Here is a 21,336-nt window from a genome sequence, read left to right on the forward strand (position 1 = left end):
CGCCGCCGGCACGCTGGTGGGGGCGGGGCCCGATCCAGGAAGCTGGTGGCATGCGAAACGATCACGTCGACACCGGGCCGGACACGCCGGAGCAGTCCGCCGCGGCCCCGGGGTACCGCCGTTCGGCCGGCTCCCCGCGCGGGCAGGCGCGCCGGCAGGAGCTGTTGGAGCTGGTCACCGCCGACATCGCCGAGCAGGGCCTGGTCGGCTTCTCGCTGCGGCGCGCGGCGAAGGCGGCGGGCACGACGCACAAGGTCCTGCTCTACCACTTCCCGAGCGCGGAGGACCTGTTGCGGGAGGCCGTGGAACGGCTTCGTGCCCGGCGGGTCGACCGCGGGCTCGCGGCGGGGCGGGCCGCGCCGACGAGCCTGGCCGAGCGGGTACGCGCGATCTGGCCGCTGTTGTCCGGTCCGGACGAGGGGGCGCGCGCCCTGGACCAGGCGCTGGGCCTGGCCATGTACGACCCGGAGCGGCACGGTTCGCTCGCCCTGGACGCCACGTCCTCGATCCTGCCGGCGCTGCGTGCGCTGTGCCCCGCCGACTGGGAGGAGCGGCGCAGGCAGGAGGTCGCCGAGCTGATCCTGGCAGCGCTGCGCGGATTGCTCGTGCAACGGCGCATCGGCGGGCCGCAGGACACGGGCGAGGCCGGCCTCGCGGCGCTCCTGCGGATGCTGGAGCGGGAGGAGGCGGCCGGAGAGAGGGGCTGACCAGGGCGGATCCGGACGACCGGGACCGTGGGCGACGGTGCGGTCGACCAATTGCGAACCATGTGGTTCACTTTTTAGGACGGTCCTTCACGGTCGATCCGCTCCGTTCCCGGAGGTCAGCATGAGCACCGATGGCGTCACCCTCCAGCCCGGCCGGCCCACTCCGCCCCCGCCCCGCGTCGCCGTGCGCCTGCGCAGCGGCCCGGTCGAGCTCGCGGCCTGGCACTATCCGGGCACCACCGGTGCCTGCGTGGTGATGGCCGGGGGCTTCGCGGTCACGAAGGAGCCGGCGACCGACCGGTTCGCCGCACGCTTCCACGCGGCGGGGCTGAGCGTGCTCGCGTTCGACTACCGGCGCCTGGGCGGGAGCGGCGGCAGCCCGCGGCAGGTCGTGCGCGTCCGCGAGGCGCTCGACGACTGGAGCGCCGCCGTGGAGCACGCGCGGACGCTTCCCGGCGTCGACGGCGACCGGATCGCGGCCTGGGGGTTCTCCGCGTCGGCCGGCCACATCTTCGCGCTCGCCGCGCGCGACCGGCGCCTGGCGGCGGCCGTGGCGCAGTCGGCGAACGCGGGCGGGCCGGCCGCGACGAGCCACGCGATGGCGTTCCAGCACAAGGGCACGGCGCTCCGGGTGCTCGGTCTGGGCCTGCTCGACGCGGCGGGCGGCCTGGTCGGCCGGGAGCCGCTCCTGATCCCGCTGGGCGGGAGGCCGGGCGAGGTCGCGGCGCTGACCACGCCGGACGTGCCCGACGGCGTGCGCGTGCTGGGCGCCGAGGCCGGGTACCCGGACTGGCCCCAGGTGGTGGCCGCGCGCTCGGTGCTCACCCTGGGCACCTACCGGCCGGGACGGCACGCGCCGCGCATCGCCTGCCCGCTGCTCGTGGTCGTGTGCGAGGACGACCACTCGGCGCTGCCGGCCGCGGCCGAGCGCGTCGCCCGCCGGGCCCCGCGCGGCGAACTGGTGCGCCTGCCCGGAGGTCACTACGCGCCGTTCCTCGCCGCACACGAGCAGGCCGTGGCGGCGCACCTGGACTTCCTCCGCCGCCACCTGCACCTGGCCGACCCGGAGGAGCCCCGTCGGGCGCGCCCTCGCATCGACGGGACCGTCCCGGCCCGGGCCGTGACCGCCGCGACCGCTCCGACCGCCGTGCAGTGGGAGCATTCCGACGATCCGTCAGGCCGAAGGGATGGCCCGTGACGGGGCGGGCCCGACCGGCACCGGCGCGGTCAACGGGCCGTTACGTGCAGGACCTCCTTCACGATCGTCCCGGTGGCGCCCACGACGTGGGCGACGGCCCCGGCCGCCAGGAGCAGGGAGCCGAGCAGGATCCAGCCACCCGGTCCGCTGACTCCCTGGGCCTCCGAGCCGGCCGACCTCGAATCACGACTCGCCTGCTCCGGTGACCGCAGGAGCTCCTTCATGATGTGTTCCGCCCCGACCACGGCATGGGCGGCTCCGGCCAACGCCATGCCGGCGACACCGATGGCCACCCACCCTGCTCGACCGATCTCGTCCATCGCTCTCACCGTCCTCCGGCGAGGCGCAGCGGGAAAGCGCCTCTCCTTCGCGTCGCCTCGATCCTTGCGCCTGCACCCACACGGCCGCCAGAGCCGACCGGCCCTGCCCACCAGGGCCACTGGACCCAGTCGACCGGCCGCCGCGACGACGGAGCCGTCGCCCCCGGCCGGAGCCGCCGCCCGGCGGAGCACCCGGCCGCACCCGCCGGAGTAGCAGCCGTACCGCGGTCGTGCGAACTTGGTGGAGGAGATCTCCGACCGGGTCGCGCGGAAACGGGCGACGGATCTATCCGAAGGAGCCCGATCATGGCGAGCAACGTCAGCCGGAAACCGTTCGCGACCGGCTGGACCACCTTCGCAGCCTGCCTGATGATCTTCGGCGGAGCGATGGCCGTCCTTGAGGGGATCGGCGCCATCGTCAACGACGAGCGCTACGTCATCACCGGCAACTACGTCTACAAGTTCAACGTCACCGGCTGGGGCTGGCTGCACCTCATCCTGGGCCTCCTCATCGTGGTGGCGGGCTTCATGCTCTTCACCGGCGCGATGTGGGCACGGATCCTCGGTGTGGTCGCCGCAGGGCTGAACATGATCGTCAACTTCCTGTGGCTGCCCTACTACCCGTTCTGGGCCATCGTCCTGATCGCCATCGACATCTTCGTCATCTGGGCCCTGACGGCCGGCACGCACCGGGAAGCCCACGCATAGACGGCGGGTCGCCGCCGGGCCGGGTCCAGGACCGGCCCGGCGCCATCCGTCCGGCAGGCCCCCCCGCTCCGGCACGCCGCCCGGGGCCGCTCAGGCGGGCGAGACGGCGACCCCGAGGGAGTCGGCCCCCATCGGCTTCGGGGCGCCCTTCTCGTAGAACACGTCGAGATCGGTGATGACGAAGCCCGCCCCGGTCAGCAGCCCGGCGACCGGACGGGTCAGGTGGCACCCGGCGAACAGCCGCTGCTCCAGCGGGTCGAGACGCCGCTGCCAGCGGCGCACGGCCTCGTCCCCCTCCGGGGCCAGGCCGTGCTCGACGAAGTGCAGCGTCCCGCCGGGCCTGAGCACGCGCCGCACCTCGCGCAGGGCCGCCTCGACGTCCGGGACGGTGCACAGCGTCCAGGTCGACAGCGCCGCGTCGAAGCAGTGGTCCGGGAACGGCAGCACCTGACCGTCCAGGCCGCCGCGCTCGACCGGGACGGGGGTCGCGGCCAACCGGTCGGCCGCCAGCCTCCAGCCCACCTCGGAGGGGTCCACCGCGGTCACCCGAGTCACGGCCGCCGGGTAGAACGGGACGTTCAGCCCCGAGCCGAACCCGATCTCCAGGACATCGCCCTCAAGCCCCTCGCAGACCCTCCGCCGCAGGTGCGCGGCCTCCTTCGTCCCGCAGACGACGTTGACGATCCGCGGCACGACCTGATCGGCGTAGAACCCCATGGCGGCCTCCAGCCCTCAGGACCAGTCTGGCATCGGGCCGGTCCACCCGGCACCCCCCGGCCGGGCCGCACGGCGCGGGGCCCGGCCGGGCGTGCGGGGAGGGCCGACGGGCGTCAGGCCCAGAGCACCTCGCCGAGGGTGCCGCCCTCCCGGGCGCCCGGGAGGACGTACGCGACGGCCGAGGCGGTGTGTTCGAGGTGGGGGTTCAGGGCGTCGCGGGCAGCCAGGCGGGACTGGACGCGGGAGAACTGGGCGGGGTCGCGCACGAAGGCGCAGAAGAGGAGGCCGCGGTCGTCCGGTCCGTCGTCGTAGCTGTAGCCGCGGCGGAGCATCCGGGCGCCGCCGTCGAGGCGGGGGCTGGTGAGGCGGACGTGGGCGGTGGCGGGGATGACGTAGGAGCCGTCCGGGTTCTTGGTGTAGATGTCCGGCTCGTCGTGCTCGGCGGTGCCGGTGAGCGGGGCGCCGTCGCCGATCCGCCGGCCCATCGCCAGGTTCTTCCGGTCCTCGGGGAGGGCCGCGAAGGCGGCGGTGTCCATGCGGATGCGCCGGTAGACCAGGACGGTGCCGTTCTCGTGCGGCCCGGGCGGGCCCCAGACCCACTGCCGGGCGGCCTCGTCGTCCGGGTTGGCCGTGCCGTCCTTGAAGCCGAAGAGGTTGCGCGGGGTGGTGCCCGGGGCCGTCGGCGGCAGGAACCCCGACTGCGCCCAGCGCGGTACGGCACCGACGGCACGGGCCGCCGACCCGGCGAGCTCGGCGACGACGGCCAGTGTCCAGTGGTCGGTGGCGCACGCCTGCAGCAGCAGGTCGCCGCCGCCGCGCGCCGGGTCGAGCCGGTCGCCGGGGAACGCCGGCAGCTCCGCCAGCCGGGCCGGGACGTTGAGCCCCAGCCGGGTGGCGAGCGCCGGGCCGACGCCGACCAGGGAGGTGAGCCGGGTCGTGCCGCCGCCCTGCAACCGCGGGTCGGCCGGCGCGTCGGACGCCGCGGACGACAGGGTGCGGGTGAGTGCGGCGAGGAGCGCGCGCAGGGCCTCCCGGTCCGCGGCGGCGGAGGTCTGCGGGAGGTCGAAGGCGATCAGCCGTGTGGCGGCGGGCTGAGGGGACGTCACCCCGGCCTGCCGGGCGCCGTGGAAGGGGATCGCGGCCTCCGGGGGCGGCCCACCGGTGGCGCCGCGGTGGCCGGACGTGCGGTCGCCGCCCGCCAGTTCGCCGGCCGCCGCGCCGATCCCGGCGGCGAGGACCCCTCCGGCGGCGAGCAGTGCCCTCCGCCGCCCGATACCGGTCACGGCGGGCCCGGTCGGCGGCTGCGCGTTTTCCGGTTCGGTAGGCATGCGCCCTATTGGAGACGATAGAACACTTGCCATGCAAATCATGCCTTCTGACGATTCGTCGACCCCTGCGGCCGCCCGGCCGCCGGCGTTCCGGACGGCCGCCCTGCGACACCTGCCGACCCTGGCCGTGTCGGTCGCCCTGGCCGTGTCGGTCGCCCTGGCGGCCGCCGGGTGCTCCTCCAGCGGTTCGGGCTCCGCGGACGCCGGGCACCCGGCCGGGAGCGTGCTACGGGTGCCGGAGGACTTCCCCACCGTCCAGAAGGCCGTGGACGTCGCCCGCGAGGGCGAGACGGTGCTGGTCGGCCCGGGCGTCTACCGCGAGAGCGTACGCGTCGCCAAGGCCCGCATCGTCCTGCGCGGGACGGACCGCAACAGCGTGGTCCTCGACGGCGGGCTGCGGCTCGTCAACGGCGTCACCGTCACCGGCCCGGGCTCGGTGGTGGAGAACCTCACCGTCCACGGATACCTCGCCAACGGAGTCCTGTTCACCGGGGTCACCGACGAGAAGCTGCAGCAGCACGGCGCGGGCGGCTCCGCGTACGACCCGCTGGACACCGCCCGTTTCCCGGTCGTCCAGGGCTTCCGGGCGACCCGGGTGACGGCCTATGACAACGGCCTCTACGGCATCTACGCCTTCGACGCCCGCGGCGGCGTGATCGAGGACTCCTACGCCTCCGGGCAGGCGGACTCCGGCATCTACGTCGGCCAGTGCAAGCCGTGCGACACCGTGGTGCGCGGCAACACGGTGGAGCGCAACGCGGTCGGCATCGAGCTGACCAACGCCTCGGACGGGCTGTCGGTGCTGGGCAACCGCGTGGTCGGCAACCGGGTCGGCGTCACGGTGAACTCCAACGACCTGGAGGCCCTCGCCCCCCAGCACGGCGCGGTGATCGCGGGCAACGTCGTCGCCGACAACAACGCCGCCGACACCCCGGAACAGGCGGACGGGGGTTTCGGGATCGGGATCGGGATCGGCGGCGGCACGGCGAACCAGGTGCTCCGCAACCTCGTCCGGGGCAACCGCGCCGCCGGGGTGCTCGTCACCGACCCGCCGGGGCACCCGGCGAGCGGCAACCGCGTCGAGGGCAACCGCACGGACGGCAACGGCGCCGACCTCGTCCTGGCCTCCGCCGACCCGGGCAACTGCTTCACCGGCAACCGGCCCGCCGTCCAGAGCCCGGACGACCTGGAGACGGTGGCCGGGTGCGGCGCCCAGGGCCGCAGGCCGCTGGCCGCCGGCCGCACGGCCCCGGTCCAGGCGCCACCCGGCATCCCCTTCAGCCAGGTGCAGGCCCCGCCCGCGCAGCCCTCGCTGCCCGACCCGACCACCCCCGGCCGCCCGGCCACCGACCTGCCGGGAGCCGTCGACCCGGACGCCTACCGGCTCCCGGCCGACCCTTCCGACGCCCCCCAGAAGGTGGGTTGAGCGCCGGGACACCGCCTCGGGTCACCTCCGCCGTCACCCCGTGAGCCACGGCGCCTCGGGGAGCTTCGCGTCGCCGTTGCGCCCGGAGAACTCCACGGTCGTCGGGGTGCCCAGGTCCGCCATCCGCATCGTCACCCGCCGCAGCGTGCCCTCGCCGTCGACCCAGTACGTCAGCGGCGAGCGCCCGGTGTCGGGCGCGGCACCCTGGGCACGCGGTCCGGCGAACCGGTCGTAGCTCCGGCCGTCGATCCGGTCCCGGCCGAGCCAGCGCGCACCCGACTGGGCGAGCAGCAGCGGGTTGTCGGGCCGGTCGGCGCCGAGCTGGACCATCAACTGGAGCCCGGCGTCCAGCGGATCCGCCGTGTACTGGCGCGGCGACCAGCCCGCCCGGGGGACGTGCTCGGCATGCTGCCAGGGCGGCCCGGCGTCGCCCTCGGGCGCGGGGGCCAGGCCCAGGCCGCCGGCGTCCCAGACGATCAGACCGTGGTCGAGCGGACCGTTCGCCCCGGTGACCTGGTAGCGGCCCGCACCCCGGCGCGTGCGGTGGTCCACGATCCCCTCGACCCTGACCTGTACGCCTCCGCCCTCCGCCGCCGTGAGCACCACCGCCACCGGAGCGGCCTGGTACAGGTTCAGCCGCGACAGGGCCAGCCGTGCCGCCTCGTCGCCGGTCACCGGCCGCTCCGAGGCCTCGTCGGAGACGGTCCGGTAGGCGGCCAGTCCGCCCACCGCGAGGCCGCACACCGCCACCGCGACCAGTGTCCTGAGCCAGAGGGTCCGACGCGGCCCACGGCCGTCGGTCTTCGTCTTCCGGGCCATGCCGTTGCCTTCTCTCCTTCGTCGGTCACAACGGTCGGGCGGGTTCCCGGACCGGTGGTCCGGGAACCCGCCCGATACCGGCCCCCGCGGGAGGGCCGGAGCGACTACTGGTGCCGGGCCCTTCGCCTACGGGCCGTCACCAGCAGGGCCGTTCCGAGGACGGTGAACACCACGGCACCGGCCAGGGCCATCGACGTCCCCTGCCCCACACCGGTACCGGCCAGGTGCGAGCCGGGCGCGGGGCGCGGTGGCACCGGCGCGGCCGGGGTGTCCGGCCCGCCCGGGGTGTCCGGCGGCGTCGGCACCGGCGTCGGCACCGGCGTCGTCGTCGGCGTCGTCGTCGGCGTCGGGGTGGACGTCGTCGTCGGGGTGGGAGTGGGCGTCGGGGTGGGGATGAGCCGGTTGACGGCCGTCACCGAGACCCCGGCGTCGAGGTTGTCGGAGGTGAGCACCAGCGGCCCCGCCACCGGGTTCTCCGGTGCGGCGTAGCCCGTCGGCGGGCTCAGCTCCTGCCAGTAGTACGTCCCCGGCGTGCCGCTGCCCTGGCAGACGCCGTCCGCACCTGTCGTACAGGGTTCACCGACGGGCGTGTCCGGCTTCGCCCCGGTGGCCTGCAACCCGTCCGTGCCGTTCGTCTCCTGCCACAGCCGGAACGTCGCACCCGCCAGCGGCTTGCCGTCCTGGTCGTGCTTGACCAGGCGCAGCACGCCGTCCTGCCGGCGGAAGCCGAAGTCGAAGGTGTGGTCGTTCTCGCCCGGTCCGCCGGTGGTCAGGGCCCGTTCCGGATACTTGCCGCCGGACGGGACGACGCCCTTGGAGTCGACGAAGTGGTTGTCGCCGACGTCGTGGTCGGTGGGCACCCACTGGTAGAGCGGGCCACCCTTGGCGTAGTCGGCCGGCTCGTCGATCCGAATGGTGTACTTCGTCCTCGGCTTCAGGCCGCCGGGCACGTTGGAGTCGTCGAAGTAGTACTCACCGCGCTTCGTCGTCTTCGTCGTGGCGACCACCTTCCCCGACTCGTCGTAGAGGTGGACGGTCGCGCCGGGGACCGGCCGCTGGCCCGGGCTCTGGGTGCCCTTGCGCTCGGGGTCGTACCAGACCCGGTTGCCGATCTGCAGCGGCGCCTGGTCGCAGAGCACCTCCAGGTCGCCCATGGAGGCGCCCTTGCCGAACGGTGCGTTGGTCCCCGCCGGGGTGAGCCGCAGGCCGAACTTCGGGTCCTGCTGTCCGTTCCGCTGGAGGAACGACGTGCCGTAGCCGAGGGCCTGGTGGTTGGGGTCGAAGGCGGAGGTCGCGATGGTGTTCTCCACCTTGGAGAGCGCCATGCCGGCGAACGCCGTGTTGCGGTGGCCGCCCCAGCTGGTGTCGAAGAAGCGGGTGCCCCGGGGGGACAGTCCGCAGCCCTCGTTGGTGTCCATCACGTACGTGCCGTTCGCCGGGCAGGCCTTGTTCAGGTCACCGCCGGACATGACGCTCGCGACCGAGCCCGGCGCGGGGGCGCCCGGACCGCGGTCGGCGAAGCGGTCGCGGAAGGCGAGCAGCATCGAACCGTCGGCCTCGAAGGCGATCTCGCCCAGCTCCGGTTCGGGGTTGGCGATGGTGGTGGTGCCGCACGCCCGGCCGTTCTGCGTGGTCGGGTAGGTGGCGGTCCACGGGAACCAGCCCGCACCGTCGCACGGGACCCCCGGGCCGACGGTCGACTGGCGCGGGTAGTCCAGCGGCTGGTCCAGCACCGCCTTGCCGAACACCCCGGTGCCGAGGTCGAACGGCAGGACCACCGCGCGCAGGTCCGCGAGCTTCCCGGTGGACTCGCCCGAGCAGACACCGCCCAGGTAGCCGGTACCGTCCTGGAGACCCAGGCCGAAGGGCCGCCAGTCCCCGGCCGCCGGGCAGCCCGGGTCCGGGATCTCGTAGACCGCCTTCGGTGCGCCCGCGCTCGGCACGGTCGCGTCGTAGCGGTACAGCCTGCGGTCGGCGAGGTTGACGACGAACAGGTCCCGGCCGTCGTCGGTGATCTTGATGCCGCCCAGGCTCTCCTTGCCGGGCACCGTCAGGAAGGCGTCGTCCGTGCCCGGGCCGTGCACCGACGCCCCGGCGTCCGGGACGGTCGTGAACAGCGTGGTCCGCTTCTGTGCGGGGTCGGTGACGTAGATGCCGCCGGCACCGCCGGGGCCGTAGTCCGTGCCGCGCTTCGCCACCGCCGCCGAGAACACCCGCCTGTCGGCCTTGTTCCACGCGATGCCGAACAGCGTGCCCGTCTCCGCGTCGGTGGCGAGGTTCGTCACGTTGACGTCCACGCCGTCCTGCCCGCGCGCACTGTACGGGAAGGACACCAACGTGCGGCGCGTCCCGCCCTCGGTCGTCGTCGGCTGACAGGTCGTCACCAGCGGTGCGTTCTTCTGGCAGTAGTCGCCCGGGTTCCACAGCCCGGTCGTGTACGCCACCTCCTTCCCGCCGGTGAGGTCCACGAACTCCTCGTTGCTGCTCAGCTGGTTCGGCGCGCCGTCCAGCCCCTGCCGCGAGGCGAACGCCGGGAACAGCACCCCCGGCTTCGGATTCACCACCTGCACCCGGTACTTGCCCCCGGACAGCTTCGATACGGCCGGCGCCAGCTTCACCGTGCCGTCGGCCGCCGTGACGCCCTCGATGCCGGCCCCGGCGTCGTCGGTGAGCTTCACCTGCACACCGGCGATGCCCGGCTCCAGCGCCGGCGTCCACACCCCGCTCGTGTCGACGGCCCGCACCACGCGGACCGTCACCGTCCCGTCGCCGGACTGCGGAAAGGCCGACGGGGCCACCGCCAGCGAACAGGCGCCGATCCCGACGGCCACGGCCACGGCACCGCCGAGGGTGCGACTGCCCGGCACACCCGTCCGGCGCCGGCCCGGGCCGCGCGCGGCACCGGCTGTTTTCCCAGTTGTCGTTGTCATCCCTGCTCTCATCGTCCAGTTGGGCCTGTCGCCCGACCTCTTGAGGGAGTCCGCGAGTGGCGAAAAGCCGCCATTGTTAACGGGAGCTTAAAGGGGCATCGCACAAGTTCGCAGCAGAACTTGAACGTTGACGCTCAATCAGAGATCTGTCGACATCAGGCCAGGCCTCCCGCACCGGCTGCACCGCACGACTGCCCAACCCGCCTCCACCACACGCAACTTGCGCAACAGCGCCGCCCTCCGGAGACCGCCGGAGCAGACGTGTTCCGGGCCCGTCGCATGCCGAGCGCCCGACGGCGGATCCCGTGTCGAAACCCCGGCGCGGGCCCTTGCCCCGCGCGCCCCCGGGCCAGGGACTTTCACGGCTTGGCAATGCCCGGGCCAAGCGGGCCGAAAGCCACCGGCGGGCAGGGCCCGCCGGTTCGACGCTCCCCCGCTCCGGGAACACGGCATTTCGATTGTTCGGGTGGGACCCGACCGGTCCTGGTCGAACCGCCCGCGCCGACTTCACGGCACGTCGGGCACCGGGCCGTCACCGCCTGCGCCGGCGGTGCCCCGAGCCCGCCTCAGCCCGCCGCGCCCGCGTGCAGGAGGTTGCCGGCGCGGGCGGCCAGGCCGTCGGCGCCGCACCGGGTGGCCAGCTCCAGCCCCCGGGCCAGGGCGCTGCGGGCGGCCGGAGCGGCGCCCAGCGCCTCACCCAGGTCGACCAGGGCGATCGCGTGCTCGTACCGGGCCGGTGACCGCTCCAGGTGCCGGACGGCCTCCGCGAGCAGCCCGGCCGCGCGTGGCCGGTCGTGCACCGCCGCGCAGAGCCGCAACGCGCTGCCGATGGCCGAGTCCGTCCCGGACTCCCGGGCGCGGCGGACGGCCTCCTCGGCGAGGTCACGGGCCCGGTCCGGCTGGTCGGGCGCGACCGCGCGCGCCAGGTGCCCGAGCCACGGCGCCCACACCGTGTTGCGCCACCCGCGCGCGTCCAGGGCCGCGCCGGCGGCGGTCAGCGTCGCGGCCGCGCCGGGCGCGTCGCCCCGGGCCAGCAGGAGACGGCCGTACAGCGTGGGGGCGTCGGGCAGCACCATCACCGTCGGGTACGGCGGGCCGAAGGCGTGCTCGCGCGCCAGTTCCAGGGCCTCGGGGAGCCGGCCGCGCGCGGCCAGGGTCTCGGCCAGCGCCCTGACCGCGTCCCAGTGCAGCGGGACGCCCGGGCCGATCCGTTCGGCGAGGCGCAGGGCCCGGCGAAGGTAGTCCTCCGCGGCCGCCAGGGCGCCGCAGCGGAACCGGAGCATGCCGGTCAGCAGGTAGGCGAAGCCGAGGTGGCCGCCGCTCCACCCGGCGACCTCGTACGCGCGGACCGCCTCGGTGAACAGTTCCTCCGCCCGGTCGACCCGGTCGGCGTAGAGGTAGCTGATGCCGAGGATCCCGGGCAGCTCGAAACCCCAGGTGGTGTTGGTCCAGCCGAGGCTGCGGGGCAGGCGGCCGTCCGGCAGCGCGGACTCGGCCAGGGCGATCGCCTCCTCGCGGTCCACCCCGCGCAGCGTGAGGTCCCAGCAGCGCAGCACGGCCACCGCATGGGCCAGGCCGCTGTGTTCGAAGACGCCCTCGTCCGGGGCCGGTCCGCCGTTCGCGCCGGTGCCGTTGGCGGTGGGGGCCGGACCGTCCGCCCCGGTGTCGCTGAAGGCCAGTCCGACCGTTTCGAGCATCCGGTCGAACTCCGCGAGCCTCCGGGAGCGGCCCGGACCGTCCTCGTCCTCGAACTGGAAGGCGGCGAACATGAAGTGGGCGACCTCCAGGCGCAGGCGGCCCGGGCCGGGGAGGGTGCGGGCGGCCTCCTCGGCGCACACCGCGGCGGCCTCGCCGAGCCGGTTGCTGTGGGCGAGGGCCTGGGCGAGCCGGAAGATCGCGTCCACCCGGAGCTCGGGGCCCAGCCCGTACGGGTCCGCGAGCGCCAGGCGCAGTTGGTTGACCGTGGTCGCCGGGTCGGTGAGCAGGGCCGAGCAGCCGAGTTCGTAGAGCACCACGGCCCGGTCCTCGTCGGCGGGCGGTTCGCTGATGGCGCGGCGCAGGCAGCGCTGGGCCGCCTCGGGCGCGCCGATGGCCAGGTGCTCGCGGGCCGCCCGGCGCAGCTTGCCCACGATCTCGCCGTCGCCCTCGGGCAGGGTCTCCAGCAGGTGCCGGGACGCCGTCAGCAGGCCGAGGCCGGCGTTCTCGGTCTCGACGGCGGCGACCCCGTGCATCCCGGTGCGGGTGGCGGGAGGCATCGACTGGTAGACCGAGGTGGCGATCAGCGGGTGGACGAACTCCAGCCGGCCTCCCGGCGTGCTGGTCAGGACCCCGTGCCGGCGCAGCTCCCGGACGGACTCGGCGGCGGTGTCCGGGCCCTGGGCGCAGATGGCGGCGGCGAGGTCCGGGCGGATGTCGGTGCCCAGCATGGACGCCGCCCAGGCGAACTGCACGGTGGTCGGGCCGATCTTTTCCAGCCAGTGACGGAGCGTCATGCCCCGTGCAACGACGGCGAGTTCGCGCAGCTGACCGGTGCTCTCCTCGACGGGGTCGAGCCGTTGGTCGAGCACCTCGCGCAGCAGGGCGGTGGTCTCGTACGGGTTTCCGGCCGTGACCGCCCAGACGTGGCGGCAGAAGACGTCCTCCGCCTGCGTGCCCAGGGCCGCGCGGACCAGGTGCGCGACCGAGGCCGGCTGGAGCGGGCGCAGTTCGTGCCGCCGGTCGGCCCTGCCGACGAGGCCGCGCTGCAGTGCCAGGGCCTCGTCGGGGAACTCGTCGCGGCAGGCGAACACCAGCAGGGCCGGCAGCTCCCGTGCGCGCACCGCGAGGCCCGCCAGCCAGCCGAGCGACTCCGGATCGGCCCAGTGCAGGTCGTCGACGATCACGGCCACCGGCGAGCGCTGCTGCACGAGGCGGGTGAGCACGAAGTCCAGCCCGTCGCGCACTCCCTGCGGGTCGAGCTGCCCTCCGGGCGGCAGCAGTCCGACCGCCGGACCGACGATGTCCTCCCAGGGCCCGAACACCTGCGCCCGTTCCTCGTCGGACAGGGCCGCCAGCACCGGCTGTACCAGCTGGCGCACCACGTGGAACGGATCGTGGCACTGCCGCTCCCCGCCCCGGGCGAACAGCACCGTGCAGCCCGCGCGCTTCGCCTCCCGTCGCACCTCGGTCAGCATCGCGGTCTTGCCCAGCCCGGCCGCGCCGGTGTACACCAGCAGTTCCCCGATCCCGGTACCGGCGGGCCTGGTGAGCGCCCCGACCGCCTGCCCGGCCGACCGGATCTCGGCCTCGCGCTCGTGCAGCGGACAGCCATCCCCGCCGTCGCCCCGGACCGCGGACTCCCCTTCGGCCACCGTCGCCTCCAACTCACTCGTCCACGGCCGTCGTTACCGATCCCGAGGCTACTGCTGAACGGAGCGCTCCGGTGCCCGCTTGACAATCCGCCCGGCCGAAGCCGTGGCGCCGCAACTCGCCGCCCTCACCGGAACGTCGGCGGACTCGGCCTTCCCAGCCCTTTCCGGGCCGTTGGGCTGCCCGACCGATGCCCCGTGGTCAGCCCGCGGTGCCGGCCGTACGCGGCCGACGGCCGTCACGTTCCAGCCGGTGGTCCACCCACCGTCGGCCTGCGGCGGCCAGGGCGTCCAGGTGCGGGGCGTAGCCGAGACGCCTCCGGTGTTCGCGCACGCCCGCGATGACGACGGCGAAGGCGGTGATCGCCTCGGGACCGGCCGTGCTCCAGGCGGGGACCGCGGCGGCCCACTCCTCCGCCTGCCGCGGGCTGTGTCCTTCGTGGATGAGGCGCAGCACCAGCGACGCGGTGTCGGTCCAGGAGGCGGCACGGGCAGGCCACGCCCAGTCGACGGCCCGGGCCCTCCCGTCGTGGACGAGGAGATTGCCGGCGGACAGGTCCGTGTGGGCCAGCGTGTCACCGTCGACCAGGCCGGGCGCCGCCGCCTCGATCCGCACGAGCTGCTCCAGGCGGGCCGTCGCCCAGGCGTCCAGCCGGTCGCGGTCGTGTTCGGCCATCAGGTGCCAGAGCCGGCGTTCCGCGAGCCGCGCGGCGAACGGCTGCGTCGGTACGGGCGGCGCCGGGGTGAGCCGTTCGACGAGGGCGACGAGGGCGGCCGCCACCGACGGCAGGTCGGGGGAGCCCGGGCGCAGATCGGCGTGGTGCCCGGGGAGGTGCTCGAACCCGAGCAGCAGCCATCCCCCGGTCTCGATCAGCCACTCCAGCCGGGGGGCGACTCCCGGGAGGAGGGGGTGCACCTCGGCCTCCTTGCGGTGCTTCCAGGCCTGCGGATTCGCCGTCCGCACGGCTTTGCAGAAGACGTCGCCGTCCGAGGTGCGCAGTGTCGCCGCGAATTCGGAGATCGTTCCCGCCGTGGCCGGTTCGGTGCCGGTCACCGGCCTGCCGATGGCGGTTTCGACGGCCAGTCGCACGTCCCCCGGCAGCTCCGTCCAGTCGCAGGTCATCGGCGGTCCGTTGCCCGGTGGGGCGGACGGGTGGCGGCGCGGCGTGTCCGGTCAGAGGTCACCGGCGTGCTCCAGGTATCCGGGGAGCTCGGCGAAGTGCCCGATGACCCCGATGCTCCCGGGAAGGTCGTCCGGTCGGGGCGACGACGTGACCAGGACGGCGCGCATGCCGGACCTGGCCGGCCCGATCGCATCCTTGGCCGGGGTGTCCCCGACGAACAGGATGTTTCCGGGCGGACAGCCCGCCGCGCTCACCACGGCGTCGTAGAACAGCGGGTTCGGCTTGCGGACCCCGAGGGTGCTGGACAGGACCAGTGCGTCGAAGCAGTGGGCGATGCCGGCCGCCCGGAGGGTGCGGCGGCGCACGGTCTCGGGGCGGCGGGTGTCGCAGGCCAGGACGCACACCAGCCCGCGCCCGTGCAGACGGCGCAGCGCGTCCGCGGCCCGCGGGTCCACCTCGGCATCGGGCACCGCGGTGAACACGGCCTCGTACGCGGCCCCCGGATCGGGGATCACGGCTCCGCACTCGTGCGCGCTGCGCCGCAGCAGGTCGGTGAACCGGCTCTGGGTGAGGTGTGCCCGGTCCTCCTCCCGGGCCCGGCGGCTGACCAGGTCGAAGGCGTCGGGGAAACCGTCCGGCACGACGGTCGCGCCGAGGCCGTGCAGGACCCGGGCGACCGTGACCCCGTCCGGTTGCGGGCCCGGGTGCGCCAGGGTGTCACCGAAGTCCAGCGCCAGTGCGCGGATCCTGGCCATGCTCGACACCGTCCTTTCAGGCCGTCCGCCGGTGTTCTCCGCGGCCGGATCGGACGGTGCGCGTTCCGCGCGTGCGGCCGAGCGGCGCGGGTGCGTCACGGGACGACGAGGGTCTTTCCGAGGTGGCGGCCGGTGGTCTGCTCCCGCAGGACGCCGGGCAGCTCGACGAGGCCGACCTGCCTGGCGATCATGCGCTCGATGCGGTGCGGTGCGATGGCCGGTCCGGCGAGGTCGCCGAGAGCCGCTTCGAAGTCCGCGGGCACGGTGCCGTAGGTGCCCGCGATGCGGACCTCCCTCCCCTGCCAGCCGGTCGTGACGATGCCCTCGCGGCGGCGTACCGTGTCCAGGTCGCAGTCCAGGCCCGGTAGCGAGTCGCCGGGCGCGGTACCGCCGTAGAGCAGGAGCAGGCCGCCCCGCGTGGTCATCCGCAGCGCCTCACGGAGGACGTCGGGGCGGATGAAGCTGGTCGCGAGGACGGCGACGTCCAGTGCGCCGGTCGGTACGGACGCGGTCGGGCCGATCGGGACGTCGACGATCCCCCGCTCCCGCAGGAACGCCCGGCGGTCCGGGGTCCGGTTGGTCAGGACGACGTCGAGGCCCATCGTCCGGGCCAGGGCGGCGATGAGCACGCCGGCGGCTCCTGCGCCGAGCACGCCGAGCCGCACGCCGGCCAGGTCGCGGTCCAGGTGGCGGGCGGCTCTGGCGAGGCAGTGCCGGGCGCATGCCAGCGGCTCCGTGAAGACCAGTGTGCGTGCCGGGATGTGACGCTGCACGGCCGGCAGCGCGGCGCCGAGGCGGTCGGCCGGGCCGGCCGCCCACATCGTGGTGGCGAAGCCCGTGCTCCGTTCGATCGCGACGTTCGGGTCGAGGGTGACCCGCTGTCCCGGCGGGAGGCCCGGGAGCGTGGACTCCTCGACCACCCCGACCAGCTCGTGCCCGAACTGGCTCACGCCGTACCGGCTTCCGGCGACCTCCTTCAGGTCCGACCTGCAGACCCCGGCCAGTTCGATCCGGACGCGCACCGCGTGTTCGCCCGGCGGGCGTTCGGGCGGACCGGGGTCGAACCGCGGACCGCCCGGCTCCAGTACCACCCGCATCAGAGGGCTTCCAGGGCTTCGCCGAACCTGTCCGCGACCAGATGGGCCTCGGCGGGCGTCAGGACGAGCGGCGGGCGCACCTCGATGACGTTGCCGAGGCCGTGCTCGGAGACCCGGGTGAGCACGCCCCGCCCCTCCAGTGCGCGGTGGTAGGCGTGCGCCTGCTCGACGGCCTTGCCGCCGTCGGGTCCCACCAGCTCCACCCCCAGCATCAGGCCGAGGCCGCGGACGTCGCCGATGACCGGGTGGTCCTGCTGCAGCCCGCGCAGGCGGTCGAGCAGGACGGCCCCGCTGGCGCGGACGTTCTCCAGGAAGCCGGGCCGCTGCACGATCTCCAGGGTCTTCACCGCCGCGGCCGCCGACAGGTTGTGCCCGCCGTAGGTGAAGCCGTGCAGCGAGCGGTCCCAGTCGGCCATCCGCTCCTCGGTCAGGATCGCGGCGAGCGGAAGGCCGCTGCCGGTCAGTCCCTTGGCGAGGGTCATGACGTGCGGTTGCACACCGAAGTGGTCGGCGGCGAACATCTCACCGGTGCGGCCGAACCCGGTCTGGATCTCGTCGAAGATCAGAACGATCTCACGGGCGTCGCAGAACGCCTTCAGTTCCTGGAGGTAGCCCGGCGGCGGGACGACGTTGCCGCCCGCTCCGCTGATCGGTTCCATGATCACGCAGGCCACGCTGCCGGAACTGGCGTAGTCGATGAAGTCCTCGATCCGCTGCACGCAGAGCATCCCGCACACGTCCGGCGTCTGCCGGTAGAAGCAGCGGAAGCAGTACGGCCCGGGAACCTGCACCCCGCCGGGGAACCGGTACGGGAAGGGCGCCCGCATCCTGCTGGTGCCGTTGAGGCCCGCCGCGGCGAGCGTCTGGCCCACGTGACCGCGGAACGGCACGATCACGTCGCGCCGCCCGGTGTGGTGCTGGGCGATCTTGACCGCGCCCTCGTTCGCCGTGGAGCCGCCCGAGCTGCGCAGGTTCACCCGGGTCAGATTGGCGGGGCTGATCCTGACCAGCTCCCGCATCACCCGGTTGGTCGCCTCGGTCTGGAACGAGGAGCCCGCGAACAGCAGCTCCTCCGCCTGGGCCCGGATCGCGGCGACCACCTCCGGATGGCTGTGGCCCAGCAGCAGGTTGAACGTGCCCGAGACGCAGTCGAGGTACTCCCGGCCCGCACCGTCCCAGCAGCGCACGCCGTCGCCCCGGACCAGCACGGCGTCACCGAGCCGGTACTGCGCCACCTGCCGGGGGTCGGCCGCGACCTCACTCATGACGGCCCCGCCGATCGGCGTCCAGGGCGTCGAGCTGCGAGCGCACCCAGGCCTCCAGGGTCCACGGCTCGGCGGCCTCACGGCGGCGCCCGGCGGCCTCGGCCCGCAGCGCGGCCGGTGCGGTCAGGGCGTCGGCGATGGCCTCGGCCTGCTCGACCAGGTCGAACGGGTTGACGGTACGGCAGACGCCGCCGAGCACCTCGGCCGCGCCGCACGTCTCGGACAGCACCACGTCGGCGTCGCGCTCGTTGACCAGCGGCGCCTCGAAGGCGCTCAGGTTCTGCCCGTCGACCGTGGAGTTGAACACCAGCAGGTCGGCGCGCCGGAAGCTGCCGAGGGTGTGCTCGACGTCGTTGTCGCAGTGCAGGCGCACGGTGTCCGCGCCCAGATCGGCGTTGACCTCGGCGATGGCCGCCCGCACCCGGCGGACGTAGTCGGCGTTGGCCGCTACGTAGAGCCGGTTCGGGTTCATCCGGACCAGCATCCTGGTGCCGCGCAGCCTCGGGTCGGAGCGCACGGCCAGCCCGAACGCCCGCACGGCGCGCTCGGCGTTCTTGATCGGGTCGGTCCGTCCGCTGTGCACGACCAGCGGTCCGTCGCCCGCCCATGCGGCGATGTCGTCCGGCAGCCCGGGGGTGCGGCCGGCGAGGGTCAGCGGACTGTAGCCGAGCGGCATGGTCCGGACACGGGTGACAACGCCCCGGCGGCGGACGAGGCCGCGCTCCCGGTCGACCTCGGCGTCGGGGATCAGGTCGGCGACGCAGTCGAGGAAGTTGCGGCACCACCGGTCGGCGAAGAACCCGATCGTGGTGGCGGGCAGCATGCCCTCCAGCAGGCCCGCCCGCAGGCGCTTCGGCAGCACGCGCCAGTAGTCCGGCGACGGCCACGGAATGTGGACGAACATCAGGATCGGCGCGTCGGGCCGCTGTTCACGCAGCCTCCGCGGGACGCCGACGAGCTGGTAGTCGTGCACCAGGTACAGCGGCTCCGGCGAACCGGCCGAGCTCTTCAGCAGCGCGTCCGCGAAGTCGCGGGTGAACTCGTCGAAGCACTCCATCGCCCGGTACGTCTCGCGGTCGAAGGTGGGCGTCGTCCAGGAGTCCCAGCCGTGGTTGTTGGCCGCCCAGAGCAGTTCGGCGGTGAAGAAGTTCTGCACCACCTCGAAGGTCCTCCGGTCGTGGCGCAGCAACTGGACGCGGATCCGCCGGCCGGAGCCGAGGCCGAGCCCGATACCGTCCGGGTTCTCGCCGGCGGCCCGGTGGTCGTCGTCCGTGTCGGCGCTGGCGATCCAGGACACGTCGAGCACCCCGGCCTGCTCGGCGACCACGTTCCCGGTGCCGCCCGGCGCGAGCCAGGGACGCAACTCGCCGGTGCCGGGGTCGGGTGCGTAGGTCACCGCGGCCCGCTTGCTGGCCAGATAGATCTGATGCTCCGTCATCGGTTCTCCTCTTCCTGGGCGATGAGCCTGCTGCTGGCTTCGAGCACGTCCACCGGGTCGAGTCCCGCCAGTTCGGGCAGGTGGGCGGCGCGCTCGCTGTGCAGGCAGGCGTTGCGCGGCCGGCACGCGTACGCGGTGCTGTGCTTCGGCAGGGTGCGGACCAGGGCCGGGTCCCTGTCGCAGCACGTGGCGATGTGCCGCGCCCAGGCGAGCCTGCTCACCCTCCTCGGCCCGCCGAGGTGGACGACGCCGGTGTGCGCGGACCCGAGCAGGGCGGTGGTCCACACGGCGACGTCGTCGATCAGCACCGGGCTGTTCCAGTGGTCGTCCGGTACGGCCACCGGCTGGCTCCTGCTCAGCTGCTGCGCACAGGTGGTGAAGAAGTTCGGCCGCAGACCGTCGCGGTCCCAACCGTAGACGAGGCTCACCCTCAGGACGAGGACGTCGCCGGTGGCCAGCAGCGTGTCCTCGGCGGCGAGTTTCGCGCGGCCGTAGGCGTTGGCGGGCTCGGCGCGGTCGGACTCGCCATAGCTCCTCCTGCTCCCGGGGAAGACGTTGTCGGTGGAGATCAGCAGCGCCCTGCGGTTCCCGAGCGCCTCCGCCAGGTGCCGGGCGCCGCCGCGGTGGGCCGCCATCGCCTGCCCGGGATTGGCCTCGCACCAGGTGATGTCGGACGGGCCGTGGGCGACGACGACGGCATCCGGTCCGGTCGCGGCGAACAGGGCGTGGACGGAGCGGCGGTCCCCGACGTCGACGGGATGCCAGCCGAGCCGCCGGACCTGCGCCGCGGCGGGCCGGCGGCGCGAGCTGAGGGTGACGGTGTGCCCGAGCGCACCGAGCCGCTCGCCCACCCGGCCGGCGAGGTAGCCCGCGCCGACGACCAGGACGCGGAGCCGGTTGCCGGTCAGAAGCCGGTTGCCTGTCATACGTCTCCTCCAGTCGGGCCGGCCGGAAGCCGGCCCAGCAGCCGGCCACCCGCGGCCACGAGCACCCCGCCAAGCGCCACCGCGGCGAGCGCCGTGGACAGGCCGACCGCGCCGGCGAGCGTGCCGACCAGCGGCGGACTGGCCAGGAATCCGGCATAGGACACGGTCGTCACGGCGGAGATCGTCCGTGCGCGCCGCCCGGGCTCGACGCTGCGTCCGACCGCCGAGAGCAGCGTGGGCACCACGGGCGCCAGTCCGCACCCGGCGACCACGTAGCCCGCCACGGCCCACGGCACGTTCCAGGCGGCCGCGCCGACGGCGAGACCGGCTCCGCCGACCGCTCCGCCGACCGAGACCAGCGTGCCGTCCGACAGCCTCGCCCCCTGCCACTGGGCGAGCATGCGCCCCGCGGACAGTCCGGCCATGTAGGCCGCCGGTCCGAAGCTCGCGAGCAGCGGACCCGCGCCGAGCTGCTGCACCAGGTGGATCGCACCCCACTGCTCCACGCTGTTCTCCATCAGGAGCGCGACGGCACCCACCGCCCCGAGTGCCAGCAGGAGCCCGGTCATCCGCCGACGCCGGTCCGCGACGGGCGGCGGCTCCTCCCAGCCGCGCCCGTCGATCGCGAGGACCGCGCTCAGGCCGACCAGCACCGCGACCGCCGTCAGCACCGCTTGCGGGGAGGCGCCGAGGTAGCGCGCCAGGCCGGCGGCGGGCGCTGCGACCACCATCGCCAACGGGGTCGCCGCATGCACCTTGTTGAACAGCCGCCGGCCGTCCCTGGCCTCCTGGGCACCCAGCGTCGCGTTGAGCCCCACCTCGACGCCGCCGCTCGACGCCCCGAGCAGCAGCAGGGCGCCGACGAAGGCGGCCTGCGACCGGGCGAGCCCCACCAGCAGGACGCTCACGCCGAAGAGCGCCGTGACCACGGGCAGGGTGTACTGCGCCAGCCGGTGGGCCAGCGGACCGGTCAGCAGCATCGCCGGCACCGCGGCGACGGGGATCGCGAACAGGGACAGGCCGAGCTGCTGGTCGGTCAGCGAGAGCTCCGCCTTGATCCCGGGGAGCAGCGCGGACCAGGCGCCCCAGAACAGACCCCAGCTGACGGCTGCCGCCAGCAGTCCGGGCACTCCGCCACTTCGCCGCACAGACGCTCCGTCCGCTCAGAGGGCGTCCCGCCACCGTCGACAGGACCTGCCGGGCCGATCCGGTTAGCGTGAGCCCCAAGGAC

17 protein-coding genes are annotated in these 21,336 nt (G+C 74.4%); 4 read left to right on the forward strand and 13 right to left on the reverse strand.

Annotation, left to right across the window (positions count from 1 at the left end; all coding sequences use genetic code 11):
* The first annotated feature begins 50 nt into the window (after positions 1 to 50).
* Both C2142_RS03880 and C2142_RS03885 read left to right on the forward strand, forming a co-directional pair.
* Entirely contained in the window at positions 51 to 707 is a 657-nt protein-coding gene (locus tag C2142_RS03880; protein ID WP_148641088.1) for a TetR/AcrR family transcriptional regulator, read from the forward strand.
* Between the two features lie 121 nt (positions 708 to 828).
* Positions 829 to 1,905 (forward strand): alpha/beta fold hydrolase, encoded by a 1,077-nt coding sequence (locus tag C2142_RS03885; protein ID WP_148641089.1) that lies wholly within the window; start codon positions 829 to 831, stop codon positions 1,903 to 1,905.
* Positions 1,906 to 1,934: 29 nt separating this feature from the next.
* Here the strand turns inward: C2142_RS03885 and C2142_RS03890 are convergent, their stop codons facing one another.
* Complete coding sequence (locus tag C2142_RS03890) at positions 1,935 to 2,225, reverse strand: hypothetical protein (RefSeq protein ID WP_148641090.1); 291 nt, start codon at positions 2,223 to 2,225, stop codon at positions 1,935 to 1,937.
* Between the two features lie 306 nt (positions 2,226 to 2,531).
* Here C2142_RS03890 and C2142_RS03895 point away from each other — a divergent pair, with 306 nt between their 5' ends.
* Positions 2,532 to 2,933 (forward strand): hypothetical protein, encoded by a 402-nt coding sequence (locus C2142_RS03895; protein ID WP_148641091.1) that lies wholly within the window; start codon positions 2,532 to 2,534, stop codon positions 2,931 to 2,933.
* A 90-nt stretch (positions 2,934 to 3,023) separates the two neighbouring features.
* On the opposite strand, the gene C2142_RS03900 is transcribed toward C2142_RS03895, so the two are convergent.
* Together C2142_RS03900 and C2142_RS03905 are read right to left on the reverse strand one after the other, a co-directional pair.
* Complete coding sequence (locus C2142_RS03900) at positions 3,024 to 3,650, reverse strand: class I SAM-dependent methyltransferase (RefSeq protein WP_148641092.1); 627 nt, start codon at positions 3,648 to 3,650, stop codon at positions 3,024 to 3,026.
* Positions 3,651 to 3,763: 113 nt separating this feature from the next.
* Entirely contained in the window at positions 3,764 to 4,978 is a 1,215-nt protein-coding gene (locus tag C2142_RS03905; RefSeq protein ID WP_241002358.1) for a Dyp-type peroxidase, read from the reverse strand.
* Positions 4,979 to 5,018: 40 nt separating this feature from the next.
* Here C2142_RS03905 and C2142_RS03910 point away from each other — a divergent pair, with 40 nt between their 5' ends.
* A complete protein-coding gene (locus tag C2142_RS03910) occupies positions 5,019 to 6,404 on the forward strand; it encodes a right-handed parallel beta-helix repeat-containing protein (RefSeq protein WP_148641093.1) in 1,386 nt (461 codons plus the stop codon).
* A gap of 33 nt (positions 6,405 to 6,437) precedes the next feature.
* Here the strand turns inward: C2142_RS03910 and C2142_RS03915 are convergent, their stop codons facing one another.
* The 10 genes from C2142_RS03915 to C2142_RS03960 all read right to left on the reverse strand — a co-directional run bounded on the left by C2142_RS03915 (position 6,438) and on the right by C2142_RS03960 (position 21,235).
* Positions 6,438 to 7,223, reverse strand: coding sequence for a hypothetical protein (locus tag C2142_RS03915; RefSeq protein WP_148641094.1), 786 nt, complete (start codon positions 7,221 to 7,223; stop codon positions 6,438 to 6,440).
* A 104-nt stretch (positions 7,224 to 7,327) separates the two neighbouring features.
* On the reverse strand, positions 7,328 to 10,060 hold the full coding sequence (locus tag C2142_RS03920) for an SdrD B-like domain-containing protein (RefSeq protein WP_241002359.1): 2,733 nt from the start codon (positions 10,058 to 10,060) through the stop codon (positions 7,328 to 7,330).
* A gap of 659 nt (positions 10,061 to 10,719) precedes the next feature.
* Complete coding sequence (locus C2142_RS03925) at positions 10,720 to 13,503, reverse strand: AAA family ATPase (RefSeq protein ID WP_148641096.1); 2,784 nt, start codon at positions 13,501 to 13,503, stop codon at positions 10,720 to 10,722.
* Between the two features lie 199 nt (positions 13,504 to 13,702).
* Positions 13,703 to 14,623: a phosphotransferase gene (locus C2142_RS03930; protein WP_148641097.1), complete on the reverse strand. Its 921-nt coding sequence runs from the start codon at positions 14,621 to 14,623 to the stop codon at positions 13,703 to 13,705.
* Between the two features lie 51 nt (positions 14,624 to 14,674).
* Positions 14,675 to 15,379, reverse strand: coding sequence for an HAD family hydrolase (locus C2142_RS03935; protein WP_148641098.1), 705 nt, complete (start codon positions 15,377 to 15,379; stop codon positions 14,675 to 14,677).
* Positions 15,380 to 15,474: 95 nt separating this feature from the next.
* Positions 15,475 to 16,476 carry a medium chain dehydrogenase/reductase family protein gene (locus tag C2142_RS03940; protein WP_241002360.1) on the reverse strand — a complete coding sequence of 334 codons (1,002 nt, stop codon included), beginning with the start codon at positions 16,474 to 16,476 and terminating at the stop codon, positions 15,475 to 15,477.
* Positions 16,476 to 17,741: an aspartate aminotransferase family protein gene (locus tag C2142_RS03945; protein ID WP_148641099.1), complete on the reverse strand. Its 1,266-nt coding sequence runs from the start codon at positions 17,739 to 17,741 to the stop codon at positions 16,476 to 16,478. Before C2142_RS03945 ends, C2142_RS03940 begins: the two co-directional genes overlap by 1 nt.
* A complete protein-coding gene (locus C2142_RS03950) occupies positions 17,734 to 19,179 on the reverse strand; it encodes a trehalose-6-phosphate synthase (RefSeq protein WP_148641100.1) in 1,446 nt (481 codons plus the stop codon). Before C2142_RS03950 ends, C2142_RS03945 begins: the two co-directional genes overlap by 8 nt.
* Positions 19,176 to 20,105 carry a sugar nucleotide-binding protein gene (locus tag C2142_RS03955; protein WP_148641101.1) on the reverse strand — a complete coding sequence of 310 codons (930 nt, stop codon included), beginning with the start codon at positions 20,103 to 20,105 and terminating at the stop codon, positions 19,176 to 19,178. The genes C2142_RS03950 and C2142_RS03955 overlap by 4 nt, the downstream gene beginning before the upstream one ends.
* The gene (locus C2142_RS03960; protein WP_148641102.1) at positions 20,102 to 21,235 is read right to left on the reverse strand and encodes an MFS transporter; all 1,134 of its coding nucleotides are present in this window, start codon (positions 21,233 to 21,235) and stop codon (positions 20,102 to 20,104) included. The genes C2142_RS03955 and C2142_RS03960 overlap by 4 nt, the downstream gene beginning before the upstream one ends.
* Positions 21,236 to 21,336 lie beyond the last annotated feature (101 nt).

The organism is Streptomyces sp. CB01881, assembly GCF_002953255.1.
GTDB lineage: Bacteria > Actinomycetota > Actinomycetes > Streptomycetales > Streptomycetaceae > Kitasatospora.